We start from the raw sequence: 23,875 nt of genomic DNA on the forward strand, positions 1-23,875 counted from the left end.
GCCTCTTAGTACGGTGAGATATTAAGGAAGAACCGCTGTAACCAGCCCATGGTTTGCGCTTCATTGATATAACCATTACCCACATACTCGATACGTGCATCCGCAACCTGGGTTGAGGTAACGGTATTGCTGCCGCTGATGGTGCGTGGGTTAACTACCCCAGAGAAGCGGATGAATTCGGTTCCCTGATTGATTGCAATCTGTTTCTCACCGACCACATGCAGGTTGCCGTTAGCCAGCACCTGATCGACGGTCACGGTAATGGTACCGCTGAACGTGTTGTTGGCATTCGCGCCACCCTTGCCACCAAAGGTATTGTCACCAGAGATATCCATATCAGCACGCGCATTACCCAATAATCCTTCCAGATAACGCGGCGTGGTCGCCACACCAAATTTGCTGGAACCATTGCGGCTGGCATTGGCTGAAGAGCTTTTGCTGGCACTGACGTTTTCCTGCAAAGTGATGGTTAACGTGTCACCGATATTACGTGGGCGGCGGTCTTCAAATAAAGGCTGATAACCATAGTTCATCGGCTGAGCTGCCTGAAAAATAGAACCATTTGGCAATGGCGCACTGGCGGGGGCGGGCTGTGCTGAGGTGGTGCCTTCCACCAGAGGTTTATGCGGAATATACGCGCAACCATTGAGCAGCATCGCCGTCAACGGCATACAGATCCATTTCAATTCACCTGATTTGCGCAGCGGCTTTCTGTCCATCTCTGATTATCAGTCCTGTAACCTGTTGGAGGCCGCGATAGCCAGCCTCAAATACGCATTATTCTGTGGCCGTCAGGGGGCTAAATTGCCCCCTGAAAGCGGATTTACAGTTGAGTCAGTTTTTGCAACATCTGATCTGAGGTTGAAACTGCTTTACTGTTGATTTCATAGGCTCGCTGCGTCTGGATCATGTTAACTAACTCTTCCGCCACATTGACGTTAGAGGTTTCAACATAGCCTTGATACAGCAAGCCACCGCCGTTCAGACCTGGCGTGGTTTCGTTCGGCGCACCAGAGCTGGCGGTTTCCTGATATAAGTTCTCACCGACACTTTCCAGCCCACTGTTGTTAATGAATGTGGTGAGGGTAAGTTGCCCAACCTGCTGGGTGGCGGTTTGCCCCGGTAAAGTGACACTGACTATCCCGTCACGCCCCACTGTCATTTTCAGCGCATTCGCTGGAATGGTGATCGCCGGTTGAATCTGAAAACCGCCTGATGTCACTAACTGGCCGTTTTGGTCAACCTGAAAAGAGCCATCACGGGTATAAGCATTGGTGCCATCGGGCATTTGCACCTGAAAGAACCCTTCGCCTTTAATTGCGATATCTTTCGAGTTATCCGTTTTGGACAGATTACCCTGGCTGTGCAAACGCTCGGTCGCCACCGGGCGAACCCCGGTACCAATCTGTAAGCCAGATGGCAAGGTAGTTTGCTCGGAGGATTGCGCCCCCGGTTGGCGCATGGTTTGGTACAGTAAATCTTCAAAAACCGCCCGCTGGCGTTTAAAACCATTGGTACTGACGTTCGCCAGGTTGTTGGCGATGACGTCCATATTGGTTTGTTGTGCATCCAAACCGGTTTTGGCAATCCATAATGATGGGATCATCAGTTTATTCCTCTGCGCCTGCGCGCTTAACCCATTGCTAACAGCTGATTAGCGCGCTGTTCGTTTTCATCCACGCTGTGAATGACTTTCATCTGCATTTCGAAACTGCGGGCATTGGCAATCATGTCTGTCATGGCTTCAACCGCTTTCACGTTGCTGCCCTCCAACACTCCCGGCATTATCTTGATCAGCGGATCATTTGCCAGTTGCGCGCCACGCGCCTGTTGTGTTGCCGGTGTTAAATGGAACAACCCATCATCACCATGCATCACTTCACCCGCCGTCGCCTTGACCCGTTTGATCTGACCAAGCTGAGCAATGGTATTGGGTGAGTCGCCAGCGTTGAGTGCTGAGATAGTGCCATCGGCGGCAATGGTGACCGCGGCCTGCGGTGGCACTTCAATCGGGCCGTTATCCCCCATCAGCGGATAGCCCTGCACCGTCATTTGCCCATTGGATGAAATCTGAATGTTACCGTTACGGGTATAGGCTTCAGTGCCATCGGGCAGTTGCACTGCCAGATAGCCATCTTGCTGCAAGGCGACATCCAATGGGCGGCCACTGTAGTTCATCGTACCCTGACTGATATTGACACCGGGCGTCGATGCGGCGACCATCGTGCGGGTCATCAAGCTCGGTCCATCAATAGGTATTGCTCGCATCGCAGTTAGCTGTGCGCGAAATCCTGGCGTTGCCACATTAGCCAGGTTATTCGCCGTAACCGCCTGCTTTTCCAGTGACTGCCGGGCAGCCCCCATTGCGGTGTATATTGCGTGATCCATGAGCTAGCCCCGTCAGTTTGATTAACGCAGGTTAACCAGAGTTTGTAAGATCTGATCCTGGGTTTTGATGGTTTGCGCGTTAGACTGATAGTTACGCTGCGCCACAATCATGTTTACCAGTTCTTTGCTCAAATCCACGTTAGAGGATTCCAACGCACCACTGGTCAATGAGCCAAAACCACCACCGCCCGCCGTCCCAAGGATTGGGTTACCGGATGACTGGGTTTCTTTCCAGACGTTATCGCCTTGAGAGGCCAAGCCTTCAGGGTTAGAGAAGTTGACCAGTACTATCTGACCTAGTAACTGGGTTTGTTGGTTGGAGTATGTTCCTACCACGGAACCGTCTTTATTGACCTGGAAACCGGTGAACTCCCCTGCGGCATAGCCCGTCTGGTTTTGTGCCGTGATACTGTCAGTACCGGTGTTCTGCTGTTTGCTGCCCGCCACATTCAGATCAAAGGTTTGTGCCGGAGCACCATTAACCACACCCATCGGGATAGTCATATTGAAGTCGGTGGTGCTGGTAGTACTGCCGGTTGGGGTCACACTTTTCAGCGCACCATTGGTATCAAATACCATTGTGCCACGCGCTGATGCGGCGGCCGGATCAGTTGGATCATATGGCTTAGTGACATCTTTCAGTGTCGCGCTGCTGTCTTTGGTATACACCGTCCAGGTGTTACCACCGGTGGAATCTTCAGCGGTCTTAACAAAATACACATTGATATCGTGGCGGTTACCCAAGCTATCAAACGTAGTCATATTATTAACAAAGCTGTAGGTATCTGGCTTTTGCGGGTCGAATGCGTCGGTAATCACTTTATGGGTAGAGGTCAGGTTAGCGACCATGTTGCCTGATGTGGTTGCTTTGGCCGTGATCATGTCCTGTGGAATAGATAGCGGCACCGGATTCGCGCCTTGCTGAACGGTTGGTGGGGTACCGGTTGCCGGATAACCGGTCAAACTCAAGCCTTGCATGTTGACGATATTGCGGTTTTCATCGAGTTTGAACTGGCCGTTACGGGCAAAGTAAACACCGCCGCTGCTGTCTTGCATACGGAAGAAACCGTTCTGGCTGATAGCCAGATCCAAACGGCGGTTGGTGGTGGTTGGGGTACCGTCATTGAAGTCCTGAGTAATCCCGGCAACCTTCACGCCCATACCGGTTTGGGAACCCGCAAACATATCGGCAAAAGAAACTGAGCCGGCTTTAAAACCTGATGTCGCCGAGTTGGCGATGTTGTTACCGATCACATCCAAATTACTGGATGCTGCGTTCAAACCGCTGACAGCTTGAGAAAAGCCCATTTTCTTCTCCGTTAGATTCGGGGGTCCATTACAGACCTGACGTATTGATAAGATATCAAACGCTATTTTTAAAATTTGAAGCCAGCCATTACATCTGAATGGCTCACCACACGGTTCGCTTACCACGTCAGTGATGACTCATAAGTGCCATCACTGAATTACAAAATCTGCCGCACTTTATCCATAGTGATGGTGCCAGCCAGACCGAGATCTAACTTGGAGCCATCGCTACCACGGGTTACACCATTGACCACGGCATAGCTCAGCGGCGTTGCCACCAACGATTCACCACCATTGCTGGCGGCAATGCTTACTGTGTAAGCGCCATCTGGAGCATTGCCACCCGCGTCCAGTGAGCCATCCCAGGTAAATGAGTGCACGCCCGCTGTTAGGCTACCGATATCAATGGTACGCACCACCTGACCATTGCCGTCACTGATAGTCGCGGTGACTTTATCGGCAGGACGTTCCAGCTCAAGGCCGAATGGCGTGGTAGTCACCGTGCCATCTTTGCTGCCGGTAAATATTGCCGTACCCGGTATCATCACGCCGTGACCAATCAAACTACTGGCTTGCAGCGACTGGCTGCTATCAATCTGGCCGGAAATTGAACCCAGAGTGGTATTCAGTTTTTCAATGCCACTCACGGTATTGATCTGCGCTAATTGCGTAGTCAATTCGTTGTTTTGCATTGGATTAGTCGGGTCCTGGTTTTTCAACTGCGCCACCAGCAAGGTCAAAAAGCTGTTTTGCAGATCCTGACTGGTACTGCCACTACCAGAGGTAGAGCTGGTGCCGGCAGTACTGTTAATACCGTAATCGCTATTGGTCAGGGAATTGGTAATGGCCATCTATGCAGGCTCCTGTTATTGACCCAGTGTCAGCGTCTTAAGCATCAAGGATTTTGTAGTATTCAGAACTTCAACGTTGGCCTGATAACTGCGTGAAGCAGAAATGGTGTTAATCATTTCACCGGTTACATCAACGTTAGGCATACGTACATAGCCCTTGGCATCAGCCAGCGGGTTACCCGGCTGGAACACCAAACGGTCCGGTGCCGGATCATCAACGATTTGAGACACACGAACACCGCCGGTCTCCTGCCCCGCCTGAGCGGCAACCTGAAACACCACTTGCTTGGCACGATAAGGCTGACCATCCGGGCCGGTCACACTTTCGGCATTGGCCATGTTACTGGCGCTGACGTTCAACCGCTGCGATTGAGCCGATAATGCAGAACCGGCAATATCAAAAATATTCAGTAAAGACATACGTTTATCCTTGTTGTAACACTGACATCATCCCTTTGATCTGACTGCCAAGAACGGTCAGGCTGGTCTGATATTTCAGGCTGTTATCGGCAAAGTTGGTACGTTCGCGGTCCATATCAACCGTATTACCATCCATCGCCGGTTGGTCTGGTACGCGGAATAACAAGTCCAGATCCGGCGGTTGAACCGTACTTGCCGGGATATGTCGAGCTGACGTTAAACTGAGCGATACCCCAGTACCATTGACTCGCCCTTGCTCCATCACTTTTTTCAGTTGGCTGGAGAAATCGATATCGCGTGCCTGAAAGCCGGGTGTATCCGCATTTGCAATATTGGATGACAGGACTTCCTGGCGTTGAGAGCGCAAGTTAAGCGCCTCTTGTTGAAAACGCAGAGCACCGTCCAGTTTGTCGAGCATAGTCCCCCCGCAAGGTTAGAATTTGGAGTCGACAGCATAAACGCCGTATAGGTAAGCCTATCGCCAGAATAAGGGCAAAATGCGTCGCTATTTGTTCCCTTAACCTTAGCGAGGTACAGGTACACTAGTGTGCAGAAGAGGTAATAGCCGTCTTTAGCAGGATCGAGGGTTTAGCCAATAGCGGGGGCAAAAAGAAAACTGATGATAATGAAAAGTAATAGTGTCATGACATTGGCTCTTGGGCTGCTACTTGCCAGTCAGGCCTTCATCCATCAGGCTTTAGCCGCAGATCTATCTGTACAGGTAAATCAATTTTTCCAGCAGCAATATCCCGATAAAGAAAGTCAGGTCGCAGTTATTATCAAAACGCCCCAAAGCCAATGGCCACAATGTGGGATGCCTGACATCACCCTGCCAACCCATTCCCGCCCTTGGGGGAATGTCAGTTTGTCGGTTCGTTGTAATGGCCAACGGCGCTTTATTCAAACCCAGGTGCAAGTCAGTGGGCGTTATGCCGTTGCCACTCGGCGGCTGGCTGCGGGTGAGAAAATTAGTATGCCGGATATTGAAATGAAACAAGGCCGCCTCGATACCCTGCCGCCGGGTGCGCTGCTCGACACACACTTTGCACAGGGTGCGGTTAGCTTGCGGCAAATTAATGCCGGGCAACCGCTAACGCGCAATATGTTACGCCGCCTGTGGGTAATTAAAGCCGGGCAGGATGTACAAATATTAGCGCAGGGCGAAGGGTTCAATATTAACAGCACAGGCAAGGCCATGAACAACGCAGCGGTGCAAGATAGTGTCCGGGTACGCATGGCGTCTGGGCAAATCGTCAGTGGAACTGTGGCCGACAATGGTACGATTCAGATAATGTTATAGTGATTAAAGTTTTTTTAACCGGTGCCGATAACACTGTTATGCAGTTATCTGCGGGTAAAAAGTGACAATCCCGCCATTCTTTTACTGAAAGATAAAAGTCTTGCGGGTCGATAAACGTCAATCCCGCTATAAAGGGAGCAACACCATGAGTATTGATCGCACTCAGCCGCTATTACCGGTAACACAAGTGCAGCCACGGGAAACCAGTGACATCGCGCAACAAACGCGCAAACCGGCAACCCAGACAAAAACCCCCGTCAGTGGTACCGAGGTTAAATTGAGTGATGCGCAGGCGAAGCTGATGCAACCGGGCAGCCAGGACATCAACGTTGAACGCGTAGAAACCTTAAAACAGGCCATTCGCTCCGGTCAATTGACGATGGACACCGGTAAAATTGCCGATGCCTTGTTAAAAAATGTGGCGGATGACCTCAAGAACAGTTAGTTGCAACAAATAGCTCGCCGTAAACATAAAAGGATACGTGGTGGTGGAAAGATTACAGACCAATCTGGACCAGCAGCTGGAACTGCTCGAATCACTGAAAACCGTGGTGGCACAAGAACAGCAGTTACTGTGCTCTGGCCGGATTCAAGGCGTGGTACTACAAGGTGTTACGGAGCAAAAAAGCTCAATCTTAGCCACGCTGGCTTATCTGGATCAGGCCCGACTCACCACGCAAGCAGCAATCAATGTACAAGCACCTTACAACCAAGCCGCGGCATTAGCCGAACGCTGGCAACGTATTTTGCAATTAGCCGAAGAATTGCACTACGGCAACTTACATAATGGATTGTTGCTACAACAGCACATTGAGCATAACACTCAGGCTCTGGCTGTCTTGAACACCCGTCATGGCCAATCACTGTATGGCCCCGATGGCCAATCCAAAGGTGCCAGTTTGCTGGGCCGTAAGATTGGGATTTAACAGACTATCCCTACGGATATAACCCGCCGCACTGCCGGGGATTATATCCGCTTGGTACCCCAGTTTCGTCTAATTCAATCACCACACCAATGCTTCCTACCCATTCACAAAATGGTTTTTTCTGTTTGCTTGTAATGCGTTAGTCTGCTGAAACCAGGCAACAACGCTTGGTTACAAAGAGGATAAATGAAAAAACAGCGTGTAAGTATCCTATTGGGATGGTTTTTTTGTAGTGCGATAGCACTCTCAATCAGTCAAACAGCACGGGCCGATGATGCGGCCGAACAGCCGGTCTATTTCTGTATCACTTGCTATTACCCATTTGTATGGTTTTAGCGATAGTTGACCAGCACTTGGTTGCTGATCACTTGCAGCGGTGGATTCACCCTGCCTTTGCCCGCAATGAAATAAACAAAGAACAGTTGATTCGCGGCGGCTTCACCTGCCAGCATACTGCTCTGTCCACTCCCCCCGTCAAGAGGCATACAACGGGTTGACGTACAGAGCCTCACTTCCAAACCATTTGGCGCTGCTGACATGAGCTGGTAGCGCCATCCTATCGAAACGATCCGCGCATCTTTATCGGCCAGTGCAACCGGCGATTGCAGCGCTGCCGATGAGGTCACCACTCCGCGTAGGCTCTGCGTGACACCAATACCGTCCGCCACCCAAGTGCCGGACACCGCACAGGCAAATAATGGCAACACACCAATCACAAAAGCCAAGGGGCGAATCAGCATCAGGCGGCGCCTATCGTTGAAGTCATGCGGATCTGGCGGTTATCGCCAATTTCCAGATTAGATAGCACCACCATCTGCGGTAAACTACGACGCAGGAAACGCGCCAGTAACGCCCGCAATGCATGGTTAACCAGTAATACCGGTGGTGCGCCTAGCATTTCCTGCCGCTGTAGCGCTTGTTTGGATTGCTCCAGTAGCCGGTCTGCCAAACCCGGTTCTAACCCGCCACCGCCTTGCAACGCCTGTAATAATAGACGCTCCAATGCTGCATCCAGCCCGATAACCTGAATTTCACCGCTGCCAGGGAACCACTGCTGGGCAATCGAGCGCCCTAATGCCACCCGCACCACTGCGGTTAATTCATAGGGGTCCGTTTGATTAGGCGCATGTTCAGCCAATGTCTCGATAATGGTGCGCATATCGCGAATCGAAACGCGTTCCATCAGCAGATTTTGCAGTACCTTATGCAAGATAGTGAGTGTCACCACGCCGGGGACGAAATCTTCGGTCAGCTTAGGCATTTCCTGGGTAACCCTGTCCAGCAGTTGCTGCGTCTCCTGACGACCAAACAACTCACTGGCATACTGGCTAATCAAGTGATTCAAATGCGTTGCCACCACCGTGCTGGCCTCAACCACCGTAAAGCCCTGAATCTGCGCCTGCTCACGTAAGGCGCTTTCAATCCATACCGCTGCCAGGCCAAAGGCAGGATCATGGGTTGTTTCACCGGGCAGTGTTCCGGCGGCATTACCGGGGTTAATCGCCAGCCAGCGCCCTGGATGAGCCTCGCCACTGCCGATTTCAACCCCTTTCATCAATATCCGATAACTCGCCGGTGGCAGCTCCAAATTGTCGCGAATATGCACCACTGGCGGCAGATACCCCATTTCCTGAGCAAACTTCTTGCGAATACTGCGAATACGCCCCAGCAACTCACCATTTTGCTGAAAATCAACCATTGGAATCAGCCGGTAACCCACCTCCATTCCAAGAGGATCTTCCAGTTGCACATCTGACCAGGTCGCTTCTGCGGCCTGTTGTTGGTCTTGGACGACCGGCGCTTGCTCAGCGACAGGTTGCTGCATTTGTTTGCCGCGTAAACGCCAGGCTAATGCCAGCAGTGCGGCGGTGAACAGCAAGAAGACAAAGTTAGGCATCCCTGGAACCATACCCAGCAGACCCAGCACGCTGGCGCTCAAGACCATCACTCGCGGGTTGTTAAATAGCTGAGTCACCATCTGCTGACCGACATCCTGATCGGTACTAACGCGGGTCACTATCACACCGGCGGCAGTTGAGATAACCAGCGCGGGGATTTGGGCGACCAGGCCGTCACCGATGGTCAGCAAGGTATAGGTTTCAGCGGCATGTCCTAGCGCCATGCCATGCTGAATCACCCCGACCAACAAGCCGCCGACCACGTTTATTACCATGATAAGCAATCCGGCGACCGCGTCACCACGCACAAACTTACTGGCACCGTCCATCGAACCGTAGAAGTCAGCTTCTTGTGTCACATCTGAACGGCGCTTTTTCGCTTCATCTTCGCCAATCAGTCCGGCATTCAGGTCAGCATCAATCGCCATCTGTTTACCGGGCATCCCATCCAATACGAAGCGCGCCCCCACTTCGGCAATACGCCCAGCCCCTTTGGTAATCACCATAAAGTTGATGATCACCAAAATGATGAACACCACAATGCCGATAGCAAAGTTGCCCCCAACCAGGAAGTGGCCGAAAGCTTCGACAACCCGTCCAGCAGCAGCGGCTCCGGTGTGACCATCCATCAAAATGATACGGGTGGATGCAACGTTGAGCGATAAACGCAGCAATGTAGAAAACAGCAAAATAGTGGGGAAAGCCGCGAAATCCAGCGTGCGCTGGGTAAACATGGCGACCAATAGCACCATGATGGAAAGTGCGATATTAAAGGTAAATAGCAAATCCAGCGCGAAGGGAGGCAGTGGCAATACCATCATCGACAAAATCATCAGGATCAGGATCGGTCCTGCGAGGATTTGCCACTGCGTATCTTTGAAATTGCTCGGTAAACGTAGCAGGGCAGCCAAATTAGCCATTAGTCAGTCTCACTCTCTGTTGCAAAATCCAATGCTTCCGGCACCGGCAGATGTTCAGGTTTTTTCGGTACCAGCCCGCCTTCCCGCTTCCAGCGTTTCAACTGATAAACCCAGGCAAGGACCTCGGCGACCGCCGCATAAAGGGTGGCAGGAATATGTTGCCCGACCTCACTGTGGCGGAATAACGCCCGCGCCAGTGGGGGGGCTTCTAATAAAGGAATACGGTGCTCGGCACCCAGCTCACGAATACGCAGTGCTACCGCGCCCGCGCCTTTTGCCAGCACTTTTGGCGCACTCATTTTCGATTCGTTATATTGCAATGCCACCGCATAGTGAGTCGGGTTGGTGACTATCACATCGGCTTTGGGCACATCAGCCATCATACGGCGACGAGCCATTGCCCGTTGCTGCTGGCGGATACGTCCTTTGACGTGCGGATCCCCTTCTTGATCTTTAAATTCATCACGTATCTCTTGTTTGGTCATACGTAACTTTTTGATATGGCTGGTTATCTGGTAAAATACGTCAAAACCAACCATCGGTAGTAGCCCTAAGACCACCACAAATCCGCAAAAAATAATCAAATTAAGCGCATCGCTCAATGCGGCAATAGGTGGTGCGGAAATCAGCCGCATCATTTGTGGCCAGTTGTGCCAAAGGAATAACCCTGTAACCCAACCGACCAGCGTCGCTTTGAGGATAGCCTTTAATAGTTCAGCCAGTGATTGTGAGGAAAACATCCGCTTTAGCCCGGCCAGAGGACTCATGCGTTGCAGGTCAAACTTGAAGGATTCGCCGCTAAATAGCACGCCACCCAGTAGCATCGGTACTGCCAATGCCACAATAACCAATCCCGCAAAGACCGGTAGTAAAGCCATAACAGCTTGCTTTAATAGCATGGCGGCTTGCCGCAACATTTGCTTATCATCACTGACCATGGCGTGATCAAAATGCAGTCCTTGGGAAATCATGGCGGCCAACTGGCGCGCCATCGACTCACCGGATATCCACAAGATAGCCAAACCGGCTCCGAGCATCAGCATCGATGTCAATTCACGCGAGCGCGGGATCTGTCCTTTTTCGCGAGCCTTTTCCAGCTTATGTGCTGTGGGTTCCTCGCTTTTTTCTGCATCGCTATCTTCAGCCACAGCAATGGCCTCTGTTGGCGTAAATGTTACTGTTCAGCGTGAGCGCTTCCATGTCGGAAAATGAGTAAATAACAAAATTGTTGTCTAGGATGACAAATATTCATCAAGTCTATGGTTGGAACAAAGCGACAATTAGGCGGTTATTTCACGAATGAGTGCCGTTAGTTGACAATGGATAACCGGCCTTGGTCGACATTTAAATGCCCCTGTTGAGGAAATAGACAGGTTGAGTGTTATATAAAATAAGTCAGGCAGAGAATGGAAAAAAGATGACAGCGATGTGGTTTGAGAGGGCTAAGAACAACTTAAATCAAACGAGCTTATCGAAAAGATAAATAAATCAAGATGATAATGGCAGATGAGGGGTTCCTCATCTGCACTTTATAAGTGACTGTCAGCTTAGAAACCCAAACTGTCGAGCAAATCATCAACCTGATCCTGGTTGGCAATAACGCCAGCACCATTTTTATCCAGTTGTGGCCCATTGAGTAAACTGTCTGCCGGTTTTTGCGGTTTTGCTGGCATATCTGGAATATTCTCCATCAGCACCATCAATAGTTGCTTCTCAATCTCTTGCACCACGTCCATCATGCGCTTGATAACCTGACCGGTAAGGTCCTGGAAATCCTGCGCCATCATGATTTCTAACAATTGCGCATTGGTAAATGAGGTATGTTGTGGCACCACATCCAGATATTCACGCGTGTCGCTCACCAGCGAGCGGGCATCTGATAACTCGATTGGGTTGGCGAACCATTCATCCCAGCGAACAGTAAGCGCCTTTGCCGATGATTCTAACTCATTTTGGCGCGGTTGCGCCGCTTCAACGCAATTTAGTGCCCTTTCAGCAGCCTGGGCCGTCATATGAACGACATAATCCAGGCGGTCACGCGCATCTGGAATCGCTTCTGCTGCTTGCGCAATCGCCTGATCCAGCCCTAACTCGCGCAAACTGTCGCGTAACATCCGCGTCAGTTGACCAATGCGGCTTATGATATCGCTGGCTGATGCCGCATCTGTTGCGGGCATTTGATGGTTACTCATCTCGCCTCCTTACATACCCAACTTTTCAAAAATCTTATTGAGTTTCTCTTCCAAGGTAGCGGCAGTGAAAGGTTTCACTACATAACCACTGGCACCGGCTTGTGCTGCTGCGATGATATTCTCTTTTTTAGCTTCGGCAGTCACCATCAACACCGGTAAAGAGCCAAGAGCACCATCGGCACGGATAGTTTTCAACAGATCCAGGCCATCCATATTTGGCATGTTCCAATCTGAAACCACAAAATCAAAACCACCCGCACGTAATTTATTCAATGCGTCTACGCCATCTTCGGCCTCTTCCACATTGTTAAAACCCAGCTCTTTAAGCAGGTTTCGGACAATACGACGCATGGTCGAAAAATCGTCTACCACCAAAAATCTGAGATTCTTATCCGCCATACCAACTCCTAAGGTTTGTTGCTCACCGCTGAGCGATTAAATACCACGCCCGATTTACACCGGAAAATTTCGCCCCAAAGACATTGGTGTTACAGCAAGGGAACAAGCAAACAAATCCCGATAAGCTTACGTAAGTAAGTGATTCAGGTAAGTGCGCGCTGCTAACACCGCTGTAAGTCAAGGATTCAGGGGACTAGATTCGCAAGGCTTGGCCGCTGCTTATCTGTGCCAACATACGCTGACTTATCTGATTCAACTCCAGAACTTCATTCACACCGCCCATACCTATAGCTTCGCGTGGCATCCCGAAGACCACACAACTGGCCTCGTTTTGCGCAATGGTATAAGCGCCCGCCCGATGCATTTCCAGCAGGCCCGCCGCACCGTCATTGCCCATTCCCGTCAGAATCACACCAACCGCATTACGCCCAGCGTATTGTGCAACTGAGCGGAAAAGAACATCCACTGAGGGGCGATGGCGATTAACCGCAGGCCCGTCGTGAATGCGCACTTGATAGTTCGCCCCACTGCGAGCCAGTTCCATATGCCGATCCCCTGGTGCTATATAGGCATGTCCCGGCAATACACGTTCACCGTCTTCTGCCTCTTTGACGGTGATTTGACACAGCTTATTAAGCCGTTCTGCAAAAGAACGGGTAAAACCTGGCGGCATATGCTGAGTAATCAGTAGCGCCGGGCTGGTTGGCGGCAACGGCTGCAACACCATACGTATCGCTTCAGTCCCCCCGGTAGAGGCACCAATTGCAATTAACTTTTCACTACTGAGCAGCGGCGTATGACTAAGCATAACCGGTGCATGTTCTGGGCCGCGCTGCGGTAATCGGGCTTTGGCTGCGGTGCGGATTTTCTCCGCAATTAACTCGCTGTATGCCAGCATCCCTTCCCGAATACCCAACTGAGGTTTGGTGACAAAATCGATTGCCCCCAATTCCAGCGCACGCATGGTTATCTCAGAGTTCTTACCGGTTAATGATGAAACCATCACCACCGGCATTGGCCGTAAGCGCATCAACTTTTCGAGAAAATCCAGCCCATCCATCCGTGGCATTTCAACATCGAGGGTCAAAACCTGCGGGTTGAATTTTTTAATTAAATCACGGGCAACCAGCGGGTCCGGTGCCGCAGCAACCATCTCCATATCCGGGTGACTGTTGATAATCTCAGTCATTAGCTGACGCATCAGTGCAGAATCATCAACGCACAATACTCTGATTTTACTCATCACCTCTCCTTGGTCAGTCCATAAACGGTCTGCCCGCGCAAATAAAATTCCCGACTGATTTGACTGAAATTCTCCGAGTGGCCTGCAAACATCAGACCGCCAGGTTTTAGTAAAGGGACAAAGCGACGAAGAATGCGTTCCTGCGTCTCTTTATCAAAATAAATCATCACATTACGGCAAAAAATAGCGTCAAACTGCCCCGGTAATGCCCACTCTGGTGCCAACAGATTGAGTTGCTGGAACTGAATCATATTGGCAAGCTCTGGCCGCACCCGCACCATGCCATGATGCGGACCAGTACCACGCAGAAAATAACGTTGCATCTGCTGTGCCGATAACGAACGCAACTCATCCTGCCGATACACGCCACTGGTGGCTTTTTCCAGTACCTGAGTATCAATATCACTGGCCGATACCTGACAAGATCCGGCCCGATTCCCCAACGCATTACTCAGAGTCATGGCGATGGAGTAAGGCTCCTCACCGGTAGATGCAGCGGTGCTCCAGACAGAATACGTTCCCGACCGCTGACGTGCATGTTCAGCCAAAATCGGAAAATGGTGCGCCTCACGGAAAAATGCCGTCAGGTTAGTGGTTAATGCATTCACAAATGCCTGCCACTCCGCACCATTCGGATCAGATTCCAGCAATGCCAGATACTGACCAAAATCGTTAATGCCCAGCAATCTTAGCCGCCGAACTAGCCGGTTATAGACCATTTCCCGCTTGTGATCGGCCAGAACGATGCCGGCCCGTTGATAAATAAGTTGGCAGATACGCCGGAAGTGGACATCCGACAGCGGCAGCCGTTGAACCATCTGGGTCAGTATCGAACCTGACTCTTGGGGTGATGGCTGGGGAGCCAGATTTAAAGATGATTGTTTCATCGATGATGGTTTCATCCGCCCTCACCCCACTGCAAAGCCTTCGTTACGCCGTTTGACAATCTGGGTTTTCCTTTGAGGCAGTTGCTTTTACAACCCGTTGCTTATCTCTGCCATCTGCCGCCTGCCCCTCACCGCTGTCGCTATCCTGCTCCAAACGAAAAACGGACACTGCATCGGAGAGCATACTTGCCTGCTCCTCTAATGCGTTGGCCGCAGCCGCAGCCTCTTCCACTAATGCGGCGTTTTGCTGAGTGACCTGATCCATCTGAGTTACTGCGAGTGAAACCTGCTCAATGCCCCGGCTTTGCTCATCCGAAGCGGAAGCGATTTCACCCATAATGTCGGTAACCCGAGTCACTGAGCGAACAATCTCTTCCATGGTAGTACCCGCATTTTCAACCAGTGTGGAGCCCTGGCGAACACGGCTGACCGATTCATCGATCAACCCTTTAATCTCTTTTGCCGCCTGCGCACTGCGCTGTGCCAAATTACGCACTTCACCGGCGACCACCGCGAAGCCCCGGCCCTGTTCGCCAGCGCGGGCAGCTTCAACCGCCGCATTCAGTGCCAGAATATTGGTTTGAAAGGCAATACCGTCAATAACACTGGTAATAGCGCCAATTTTCTGCGAACTGGTGGCGATATCATGCATAGTTGTCACTACACTGCTCGTCAGCTCCCCGCCTCGTGCGGCGGTACCTGACGCATCTTTTGCCAACAGTGTTGCCTGCCGGGCGTTGTCGGCATTCTGTTTTACCGTAGCCGTCAGTTGTTCCATGCTGGCCGCTGTTTGTTCCAATGACGCTGCCTGTTGCTCGGTTCTTGCTGATAAGTCATTGTTACCGGCCGAAATTTCCTGGATGCCGGTAAGCATGGATTCGGTACCGTCACGCACATGGCTGACCGTGGTAATCAGCGACTGCTGCATAATGTGCAAACTGGCAAACAGTTGACTAATTTCATTACGGCCTGACACCGAGATCCTGCCTGACAAGTCCCCTTGTGCTATGCGATCAAAGTGCTGCCCCATCGTCGTCAGTGGTTTCATAAACATATTACGCAACCAAATAAGAGATGAAATGGCCATCACTATCACCATCAGAATCGCGCCACCAAATATCCACATGGAGAGATGATAAGCCTGCTGGTTCTGAGTACCTGCTTTGGCTATGACATCATTGGCATACTGCAAATACTGCACAAAATCAGCTTCGAACAAGTCCTGCGTTTTCTGGGTAGGTTGATCCATGAAACCTTGTAGATTACCGGCTTCCAGAAAATCGATTAATTGTCGTAACGAAGTACGTAAGTTCTGATAACTGTTTTGGGTAGCCTCCAGCATTTCTGCGCCGGTATCGCTCGCATCAAGGCGCGGCACAGCCAGGAACTGATTAAAATAGAGATCTGCTTTCTGTAATGAGCTACGTGCGTTGCCCATTAATGCATTGACTTGCTCCTGTGGGACTTTGAGAGCCGAGCGAGTCCCCGCTCGATTTAAGGTATTACGCGCCTGAAGCAAGGATACCCAACTGAGACTTAATGCATCCCGTTGCTGACTGCTCAGATCCACACGGTTTAAATTTTGATAGTCTGAGCGAAACGCCGTAAATGACAGACCACTTGAGATTAACTGTATAGAGCAAATAAACATCAGTAACAGGAAAAAGCTGGTAGAAATCCGGATTCGGCCAAACATCGTAACCTCTTCTCAGCCGGCTCATTGGCCGGCTTTATCTATTTTTTTCCACCCAAAATAATTGGAGTTGCAGGTAGGCAGCCAGCAAACGAATCCCGATGAGCTTACGCAGTCAAGTGATTCGGGTGAGTGAGCGCAGCTAACACCCCTGCAATTTCAAGTATGAAGGGTTGTAGGGGACTAGAAGGTTTCCCAATTGTCTTGCAGGTCACTTCCCAGTATTTTTTTAGCCGTGATGTTCAAGTCCTGTGCCGGCTGCTTTGTTTTTCTGACATCTTTTGTGGAATTACCGTTATCCATACGCAGAACAAATACGGACATGGATTGGGTCAACATACTGGCTTGTTCTTCCAGTGCGGCGGCGGCAGAGGCTGATTCTTCCACCAATGAAGCATTTTGTTGTGTCACACGGTCCATTTCCGTTACCGCCTGACCCACTTGATCGATACCGCGACTTTGTTCATCGGAGGCGGATGCGATTTCGCCCATAATGTCAGTCACGCGGGTTACTGCACTTACAATATCGCCCATCGTTTCACCGGCACTTTCAACCAGCACTGATCCCATGTCTACACGGTTGACTGAGTCTTCAATCAGCCCTTTGATCTCTTTTGCTGCCTGCGCGCTGCGTTGCGCCAGATTACGCACTTCACCGGCGACCACCGCAAAGCCACGGCCCTGCTCGCCAGCACGCGCAGCTTCCACCGCAGCATTCAATGCCAGAATGTTCGTTTGAAACGCAATACCGTCGATTACGCTGGTAATGTCGGCAATCTTCTGTGAACTTCCAGCAATGTCGTGCATGGTCTGAACCACATTCGCCACGACCTTGCCACCTTTCTGTGCCGTTTCTGAAGCGCTCAAGGCCAATTGGCTGGCCTGACGCGCATTCTCAGCATTTTGTTTCACTGTGGCGGTCAACTGCTCCATACTGGCAGCCGTTTCTTCCAATGATGCGGCCTGCTGCTCCGTGCGGGCAGACAAATCATTGTTTCCCGCTGCAATTTCTGACGCGCCACTGTAGATAGCATCCGCACCTAAACGCACATGACTGACCGTCGTTATCAATTCAGCTTGCATATGTTTCAAGCTGGCAGCCAAGGTGCCCATTTCGTTGTGACTATGCACTTCAATGTTCTGGGTTAAATCACCATTGGCGATATGTTTGATCTGTCCAATCAAGTGTTTTAGCGGGTTAATTAGGATGCGCTGCATCCCCAGCCACACAATCACGATCACGGTGGTTACTGCGATCAGGACAGCAATAATCACCCCCATCGCAAAGCTAAAGGATTGGTTACTGTCTTCAACGGCGGAGGCATACAGGCGGTCATTTTGTACTAGATAAGTGTTGTAATCTTTCTCGAAAGCATTTTGAAAACTGGAGGTTGGCTGGTCAAAGAATTCATTGATCTTGCCCGCTTCCATCAACTGGATAAGTTCGGTCAGTGCGCCGAAGTATTGATCATACGTTTGTTTTAATTTTTGTGCAGAATCCGGATTCTGTTGGCTATCCAACGGGATCTGTTCGTAACTTTTAAACCGCTCTGCCGCCACACCTAATGTCCCTTTGGCTGATGCTAAAAGATCATTGACCGTAGGGCCACTGCCGGTATGGTTCACATCCATCATGTAACGGATACCAGCACGGTTTAGTGTATTGCGTGTTTGCAGCAGACTTACCCAACTCTCATTCAAAACCGACTGTTGCTGACGGATAACTTGCAAAACAGCAAAGTTTTCTTTGTCATTTTTCAACGAGTTGAAGAAAAGTCCGCCAGAAACCAATTGCAAGGCACCAAATAGCACTAACACCAGCAGCAAACTGGTGACCACTTTCATACGCTTGAACATGTTATCCCTTCATAAGTACGTCAAAATACGAGTGCGCCAAATACCAGACGCCAATTACTAGTATTATCGGCATCAAATCGAGGAACTTTACCGAAGAGAGGGATTATTTTAGCCAGGCGATACCCGATATTGGCATTTTGAGGAACCTGTTTAGCGGTTCTGGCTTATTTTGATATGGGACGTTAATTCAGTTTGTATTATGAGGATAGGCAACCCGGAACCCCGGAAGTGATGCGCTTTTTGATACCCCCCATCTGCAAACCACTTTACTATCGTGGCTGATAGTAAAGTCTTTTTTCAAAGAATAGAGGGGAAATCCATGTTTTTTAAAGCATATACCGCACCGACTATCTCCCATAACCGTCGCAGTACAGAAGGACAAAAAACATCTGAGTCATTAAAAGAGAGAGTAAATTCAGTAACAAATCGTTTTGGAACTCAATTTGCTGGGATCAACCAAGGCCGTCAACTTACTAAACCAGGAACCATCACAAGTCAGTTTTTAAAAACGACAAGTGAAGCAAAACAAATAAAACCAAATGAATACTTAAAATTAAATGCGCAGGGAAATTTTTATGCGGGCCTTATTAAAATAATTCATACACCATTAACGCGATAATTCTAAATCAAAATATGCAGGGCTATGGATATATTTTACCTTTACGACAGACCTCCGATGGCGCTTATCGGAGGTCTGATGATATGGGTTCAACCAAGATTATCATTAACTGAAATCTGAGCACCCTAACCCTTTGCCACGGCATCAATCAACGACATCTCTTCACTACTCAGCAACTTCTCGATATCGACCAAAATCAACATACGTTCGCCAAGCGAGCCTAGACCCGTTAGATATTCTGTCGCCAGCGTCACGGCGAACTCAGGTGCTGGGCGAATTTGTTCATTGGTTAATGACAGCACATCAGATACGCCATCAACCACAATGCCCACGACGCGCTGCTCTAAATTCAACACGATCACCACTGTATTTTCGTTATAAGTGACGCCTTGTTGTGCAAATTTGACACGTAAATCAATAATGGGAACAATGACACCGCGTAAATTAGTCACGCCCTTGATGAACGATGGAGTATTAGCAATACGCGTTACCTGGTCATAACCACGGATCTCTTGTACTTTCAGAATATCGATGCCGTATTCTTCATCGCCCAGTGTAAAAATCAGGAACTCTTGTCCTACCGTTTCGCCAGCCAGCTTCGTGACGGTTGCTAGTCCTGCCATGTTTTCACCCTTAAATCAATAGGTTGTGTTTATGTTTGTTTTTAAGGCTGAGGACAGGTTTTGCCCCCATACCTGTTTTTATACGGGTTTTATACGGGTTTTATACGGGTTTTATACAGGTGCATCGGCTATGCTGCGACAACATCATCCGCCACAACACGCTTTTCCCGGTTTAATGCCTGTAACGCTGACACATCAACAATGAGTGCCACACTGCCATCTCCCAATATGGTCGCGGCGGAAATACCCGGTACTTTCCGGTAGTTACTTTCCAGATTTTTCACTACCACCTGATGTTGACCAATCAATTGGTCTACCAACAATGCGTAGCGGCGTCCGGCACTTTGCAGTATCACAACGATACCCTGAGTGGCTTCAGTTTTTGCGTTTTCAACATCAAACACCCGGTACAACTCGACCAATGGCAGGTATTCACCGCGCACTTGCAGCACTCGTTCACCGCCGGCTAACGGATGGAGATCTTCTGCCAATGGTTGCAGTGACTCCATCACGGCATTCAATGGCAAGATGAATACCTCGTCACTGACTTTTACGGACATCCCATCAAGAATAGCCAGCGTCAATGGCAGCAGGATACGAATAGAAGTCCCCAAACCTGCCTGGAAGCTGACCTGCACATGGCCGCCCATCTCTTGAATATTACGTTTAACCACATCCATCCCAACACCGCGGCCAGAAACGTCGGTCACCTGTTCAGCGGTGGAGAAGCCCGGTGCAAAAATCAGCATCCCGACATCTTCGTCGCTCATATGATCATTGACTGCCATCCCCTGAGATTGCGCTTTTGCCAGAATTTTTTGCCGGTTAAGCCCCGCCCCATCATCAAGCACTTCGATACAAATGTTGCCGCCCTGATGTTCTGCGGACAGTGTCAGGTTACCGATGGGTTGTTTACCGGCAGCGATGCGGGTTTCCGGGCTTTCAATACCGTGGTCAAGGCTGTTACGCACCAGATGCGTTAGGGGATCGATGATGCGTTCAATCAGGCTTTTATCCAGTTCGGTTGAACTGCCTAATAGGGTCAGTTCAACCTGCTTATTAAGCTTGCTGGCCAAATCACGAGCCAGACGCGGGAAACGACTGAACACATATTCCATTGGCATCATACGAATCGACATCACTGACTCTTGCAAGTCGCGTGCATTACGTTCCAATTGCCCCATGCTGTTGAGCAAATCACCGTTAATCACCGGATCCAGTGAACTGGAGCGTTGAGCAAGCATAGATTGGGTGATCACTAATTCACCAACCAGATTGATGAGTTGGTCAACTTTCTCAACGGCAACTCTAATACTGGTAGATTCGCTGGCTTTTGCTTTAGGTTTTACGTATTCCGCACTGCTCGACATAGTAGTAACGGCGGTGGGGATGGCGGGCATTGGCGTTGCGATGACCGGTGTCACAATCGGTTCAATGTCCGCCTGTTTTCCTGTATCGGCCTGAATGAAAGTGATTTGCTCAGGTTCCAGCACAAAGCACAATACCGCGCTGATATCGTCTTCACTGACAGAGGTAATCAAGGTCGCTTCAAGGCTATCGCTGCCCTGGTGAGGATCTTTCACTTCTCCCAGATTGCCCAACTCTTCCAGCATTAACGGGATTTCTTGTTCTTTCAAGCCAGACAGAAGGATGCGCATTCCGCCTTGAACCAGCGCCGGGGACTTACCGGTAACTTTTGTATCAGCAGATAGCGGCGTGCCGTTGGCTAATTCTGATACCTGAGTAGCAGCCTCTTGTTGCTTTAAAGCTTCAAGCGCCAGTTGCCGTAATGCCTGACAGATATACTCAAAGTTTTCCGTATTGGGTTCCTGAGCGGTTTTATAGGCGTCCAACTGTTCTTGCATAATATCTTTCGTTTCCAAAAACAGGTTGATGATATCAGTGCTCAGGCGCATTTCGTCGCGGCGGGCACCGTCCAACAGGTTTTCCAACAGATGGGTTGTCTCTTGTAATACCGTAAAACCAAACGTTGCTGCGCCACCTTTGATCGAATGAGCAGCACGAAAAATGGCATTGAGTTGTTCATTATCAGGAGCCAGCGGGTCCAGCAATAACAGATGCTGTTCCATATCTGCCAGCAATTCGTCTGCTTCATCAAAAAATGTCTGATAAAACGCGGTAATATCCATGCTCACGGTGTCACCTCTACTGTGCGTCGCGGCTTGTCGGAGAGACCGGAGTATCACTTGCAGGTGCCGCTGGCAACGATGTCGTTGGTCGGGGCGCTGAGGTAATAATCACCGTGCTCGATTGTTGTATCTGCGTTACTGTTGCAGACGGTAGCGCTGGTTTCACCGGTTCATCAGTGACCACTGGTGATGCTGTTTTTACCGCATCAACCGCTACTGCCGTTGCTGAACCGGCAGCTACCGGTACGGCCGGCGCTGGAGCCACCGCTACTGGTGCAACCGTAGCAGGTTGTTCGGTTGGTGATGCCACAGCTGGCGCACTAGCACTGGTATCAAGCTGCTTTAGACTTGCCGCTTTTTCGATATCCAATGCTTTGTTATCCAGATTCTCGTGCTCAATATCGTGTTGGGTTTGCTTATTGAGGACTAAAATACTGATACGACGGTTGACCGGGTCGTCCGATGTTTGTTCTTTTAGTCGCATTGTTGAGGCCATACCCACCACGCGTAAAACTTTTCCATCGTCCAACCCACCCGCCAGTAACTCACGTCGTGAGGCATTGGCCCGGTCAGCCGATAGCTCCCAGTTGCTGTAACCTCGCTCACCAGTGGCATATGGCAAGTCATCGGTGTGGCCTGATAAACTGATCTTGTTCGGTATGTCGTTAAGAATCGGGGCGATAGCGCGTAAGATATCGCGCATATAAGGCTCAACTTGAGCGCTCCCCATCTTGAACATCGGCCGGTTCTGACTATCAATTATTTGAATCCTTAGCCCCTCATCCATCATGTTAATCAACAGATGTGGCCGTAATGCTTTCAGTCTTGGGTCAGATTCGATCAATTGGTCCAGTTTTTCCCGTAATTTATTGAGTCGGTACTCTTCTTTCCTGCTTTCTTCCGAATCGATATGCTTGCGCACTTCGCCTATTTGTTGCGTCGGGTCATCACCACCACCGGGAATGACGCTGGTACTATCACTGCTCTTATCACCACTGGTTAAGGCCACTTTCAGCGGTGTACGAAAATATTCTGCAATTTGCGTCAACTGCTGTGGGCTGGAAACCGATAGCAACCACATCACCAGAAAGAAAGCCATCATCGCGGTCATAAAGTCAGCGTAAGCGATTTTCCATGAACCACCGTGATGACCCGCGCCATGCTTGGCTTTTCGCTTTTTGACCAGAATAACGGGGTGGTTCTGATGCTTCATGCGTCCTCTTCTGTCGCTTGCGGTGCAGGTGATTTCACTCTGCGCACATGCTCTTCGAGCTCAATGAACGACGGACGCTCTGTGGTATAGAGTGTTTTACGACCAAACTCCACCGCGATTTGTGGCGCGTACCCATTCAAACTGGACAGCAAAGTCACCTTGATGCATTGCATCATTTTCGTGGTTTCAGCACTTTGTTGGCGCAGTAATGTCGCCAAAGGTGAAATGAATCCATATGCCAGCAAAATACCCAGGAACGTCCCCACCATCGCATGAGCAATCAACGCTCCAAGTTCGGCCGCAGGCCGATCCGCAGATGCAAGGGCATGAACCACCCCCATTACCGCAGCCACGATACCGAATGCGGGAAGAGAATCGCCGACCATTGCCAAACTACCCGCAGGAACTTCACACTCTTGTTCATGTGTTTCTATTTCTTCATCCATCAATGCTTCAATTTCAAAAGCATTCATATTCCCGCTGACAATTAACCGTAAATAATCGGTAATAAACTCCACTAATAACTTATCGGCCAAAATTCGTGGATAATTAGAAAAAATTTCACTTTCCAGTGGATTTTCTATATCGCGCTCCAATGACAACATTCCCTGTTGGCGAGATTTTGCTAATAAGCGATAAAGCAGCGCCATTAAATCCATATAAAGAACTTTGTTATATTTAGAGCGATGCATCAATTTTGGCATGGCTTTCATTGTGGCTTTTATCGCTTTGCCGTTATTACCCACAATAAATGCGCCAATCCCCGCTCCGCCGATAATTAAAAATTCAGCGGGTTGATAAAGTGCACCAAGGTGGCCGCCGACAATCATGTAGCCACCGAAAACCGCACCTAAGACCACGATATAACCCAAAATAACTAACACGCGACATCCTTAGCAAAGTGTGTGGGTGGAAGGTGAGGCGTTAGCACCCTTTGAGGGCAATGAGTTGTCTTAGAACATTACAGCAACGGTATCCATACCGATGC

The 23,875-nt window shown here is 49.9% G+C and carries 24 protein-coding genes; 4 read left to right on the forward strand and 20 right to left on the reverse strand.

The window, feature by feature from the left end; translation table 11 throughout:
- Positions 1–5: 5 nt before the first annotated feature.
- The 7 genes from flgH to flgB form a co-directional block, all read right to left on the reverse strand.
- On the reverse strand, positions 6–719 hold the full coding sequence (flgH, locus tag YALDO0001_RS06090; RefSeq protein ID WP_004700954.1) for a flagellar basal body L-ring protein FlgH: 714 nt from the start codon (positions 717–719) through the stop codon (positions 6–8).
- Between the two features lie 104 nt (positions 720–823).
- On the reverse strand, positions 824–1,606 hold the full coding sequence (gene flgG / locus YALDO0001_RS06095; protein ID WP_004700956.1) for a flagellar basal-body rod protein FlgG: 783 nt from the start codon (positions 1,604–1,606) through the stop codon (positions 824–826).
- Positions 1,607–1,632: 26 nt separating this feature from the next.
- Positions 1,633–2,388, reverse strand: a complete 756-nt coding sequence (locus YALDO0001_RS06100; protein ID WP_004700958.1) for a flagellar basal body rod protein FlgF — start codon at positions 2,386–2,388, stop codon at positions 1,633–1,635.
- A 21-nt stretch (positions 2,389–2,409) separates the two neighbouring features.
- Positions 2,410–3,696: a flagellar hook protein FlgE gene (gene flgE, locus YALDO0001_RS06105; RefSeq protein WP_004700963.1), complete on the reverse strand. Its 1,287-nt coding sequence runs from the start codon at positions 3,694–3,696 to the stop codon at positions 2,410–2,412.
- A gap of 158 nt (positions 3,697–3,854) precedes the next feature.
- Positions 3,855–4,547 carry a flagellar hook assembly protein FlgD gene (gene flgD / locus YALDO0001_RS06110; protein WP_004700965.1) on the reverse strand — a complete coding sequence of 231 codons (693 nt, stop codon included), beginning with the start codon at positions 4,545–4,547 and terminating at the stop codon, positions 3,855–3,857.
- Positions 4,548–4,562: 15 nt separating this feature from the next.
- A complete protein-coding gene (gene flgC, locus YALDO0001_RS06115; RefSeq protein WP_004700967.1) occupies positions 4,563–4,967 on the reverse strand; it encodes a flagellar basal body rod protein FlgC in 405 nt (134 codons plus the stop codon).
- A 4-nt stretch (positions 4,968–4,971) separates the two neighbouring features.
- Positions 4,972–5,385, reverse strand: a complete 414-nt coding sequence (gene flgB, locus YALDO0001_RS06120; RefSeq protein ID WP_004700969.1) for a flagellar basal body rod protein FlgB — start codon at positions 5,383–5,385, stop codon at positions 4,972–4,974.
- Positions 5,386–5,586: 201 nt separating this feature from the next.
- Here flgB and flgA point away from each other — a divergent pair, with 201 nt between their 5' ends.
- The 3 genes from flgA to YALDO0001_RS06135 all read left to right on the forward strand — a co-directional run bounded on the left by flgA (position 5,587) and on the right by YALDO0001_RS06135 (position 7,193).
- Positions 5,587–6,267, forward strand: coding sequence for a flagellar basal body P-ring formation chaperone FlgA (gene flgA / locus YALDO0001_RS06125; RefSeq protein ID WP_004700971.1), 681 nt, complete (start codon positions 5,587–5,589; stop codon positions 6,265–6,267).
- A gap of 145 nt (positions 6,268–6,412) precedes the next feature.
- Complete coding sequence (gene flgM / locus YALDO0001_RS06130) at positions 6,413–6,712, forward strand: flagellar biosynthesis anti-sigma factor FlgM (protein ID WP_042545646.1); 300 nt, start codon at positions 6,413–6,415, stop codon at positions 6,710–6,712.
- 40 nt (positions 6,713–6,752) lie between these two features.
- Positions 6,753–7,193, forward strand: coding sequence for a flagella synthesis protein FlgN (locus YALDO0001_RS06135; RefSeq protein WP_042839487.1), 441 nt, complete (start codon positions 6,753–6,755; stop codon positions 7,191–7,193).
- 332 nt (positions 7,194–7,525) lie between these two features.
- Here YALDO0001_RS06135 and YALDO0001_RS06140 read toward each other — a convergent pair whose 3' ends face one another.
- From YALDO0001_RS06140 to YALDO0001_RS06180, 9 genes are all read right to left on the reverse strand, one after another.
- On the reverse strand, positions 7,526–7,933 hold the full coding sequence (locus YALDO0001_RS06140) for a flagellar protein FlhE (RefSeq protein WP_042545644.1): 408 nt from the start codon (positions 7,931–7,933) through the stop codon (positions 7,526–7,528).
- The gene (flhA, locus tag YALDO0001_RS06145) at positions 7,933–10,011 is read right to left on the reverse strand and encodes a flagellar biosynthesis protein FlhA (RefSeq protein WP_004700977.1); all 2,079 of its coding nucleotides are present in this window, start codon (positions 10,009–10,011) and stop codon (positions 7,933–7,935) included. The genes YALDO0001_RS06140 and flhA overlap by 1 nt, the downstream gene beginning before the upstream one ends.
- On the reverse strand, positions 10,011–11,159 hold the full coding sequence (gene flhB, locus YALDO0001_RS06150) for a flagellar biosynthesis protein FlhB (RefSeq protein WP_042545643.1): 1,149 nt from the start codon (positions 11,157–11,159) through the stop codon (positions 10,011–10,013). The genes flhA and flhB overlap by 1 nt, the downstream gene beginning before the upstream one ends.
- A 399-nt stretch (positions 11,160–11,558) precedes the next feature.
- Positions 11,559–12,203 (reverse strand): protein phosphatase CheZ, encoded by a 645-nt coding sequence (cheZ, locus tag YALDO0001_RS06155; RefSeq protein ID WP_004700978.1) that lies wholly within the window; start codon positions 12,201–12,203, stop codon positions 11,559–11,561.
- Positions 12,204–12,212: 9 nt separating this feature from the next.
- Positions 12,213–12,602, reverse strand: coding sequence for a chemotaxis response regulator CheY (gene cheY / locus YALDO0001_RS06160; RefSeq protein ID WP_004700981.1), 390 nt, complete (start codon positions 12,600–12,602; stop codon positions 12,213–12,215).
- Positions 12,603–12,795: 193 nt separating this feature from the next.
- On the reverse strand, positions 12,796–13,845 hold the full coding sequence (locus YALDO0001_RS06165) for a protein-glutamate methylesterase/protein-glutamine glutaminase (RefSeq protein WP_004700983.1): 1,050 nt from the start codon (positions 13,843–13,845) through the stop codon (positions 12,796–12,798).
- The gene (gene cheR / locus YALDO0001_RS06170; protein ID WP_042548437.1) at positions 13,845–14,663 is read right to left on the reverse strand and encodes a protein-glutamate O-methyltransferase CheR; all 819 of its coding nucleotides are present in this window, start codon (positions 14,661–14,663) and stop codon (positions 13,845–13,847) included. Before cheR ends, YALDO0001_RS06165 begins: the two co-directional genes overlap by 1 nt.
- Positions 14,664–14,775: 112 nt before the next feature.
- Positions 14,776–16,428 carry a methyl-accepting chemotaxis protein gene (locus YALDO0001_RS06175; protein WP_004700985.1) on the reverse strand — a complete coding sequence of 551 codons (1,653 nt, stop codon included), beginning with the start codon at positions 16,426–16,428 and terminating at the stop codon, positions 14,776–14,778.
- A gap of 180 nt (positions 16,429–16,608) precedes the next feature.
- Positions 16,609–18,282, reverse strand: coding sequence for a methyl-accepting chemotaxis protein (locus YALDO0001_RS06180; protein WP_042839488.1), 1,674 nt, complete (start codon positions 18,280–18,282; stop codon positions 16,609–16,611).
- A gap of 319 nt (positions 18,283–18,601) precedes the next feature.
- Between YALDO0001_RS06180 and YALDO0001_RS06185 the strand changes: the two genes are divergently transcribed.
- Positions 18,602–18,901, forward strand: coding sequence for a hypothetical protein (locus YALDO0001_RS06185; RefSeq protein WP_042839490.1), 300 nt, complete (start codon positions 18,602–18,604; stop codon positions 18,899–18,901).
- Positions 18,902–19,026: 125 nt separating this feature from the next.
- Here the strand turns inward: YALDO0001_RS06185 and cheW are convergent, their stop codons facing one another.
- The 4 genes from cheW to motA form a co-directional block, all read right to left on the reverse strand.
- Positions 19,027–19,524, reverse strand: coding sequence for a chemotaxis protein CheW (cheW, locus tag YALDO0001_RS06190; RefSeq protein ID WP_004700989.1), 498 nt, complete (start codon positions 19,522–19,524; stop codon positions 19,027–19,029).
- Positions 19,525–19,652: 128 nt separating this feature from the next.
- A complete protein-coding gene (cheA, locus tag YALDO0001_RS06195) occupies positions 19,653–21,674 on the reverse strand; it encodes a chemotaxis protein CheA (protein WP_004700990.1) in 2,022 nt (673 codons plus the stop codon).
- Positions 21,675–21,690: 16 nt separating this feature from the next.
- On the reverse strand, positions 21,691–22,887 hold the full coding sequence (motB, locus tag YALDO0001_RS06200; RefSeq protein WP_042839491.1) for a flagellar motor protein MotB: 1,197 nt from the start codon (positions 22,885–22,887) through the stop codon (positions 21,691–21,693).
- On the reverse strand, positions 22,884–23,771 hold the full coding sequence (gene motA, locus YALDO0001_RS06205; protein WP_004700993.1) for a flagellar motor stator protein MotA: 888 nt from the start codon (positions 23,769–23,771) through the stop codon (positions 22,884–22,886). The genes motB and motA overlap by 4 nt, the downstream gene beginning before the upstream one ends.
- Positions 23,772–23,875 lie beyond the last annotated feature (104 nt).

The organism is Yersinia aldovae ATCC 35236, assembly GCF_000173735.1.
GTDB lineage: Bacteria > Pseudomonadota > Gammaproteobacteria > Enterobacterales > Enterobacteriaceae > Yersinia > Yersinia aldovae.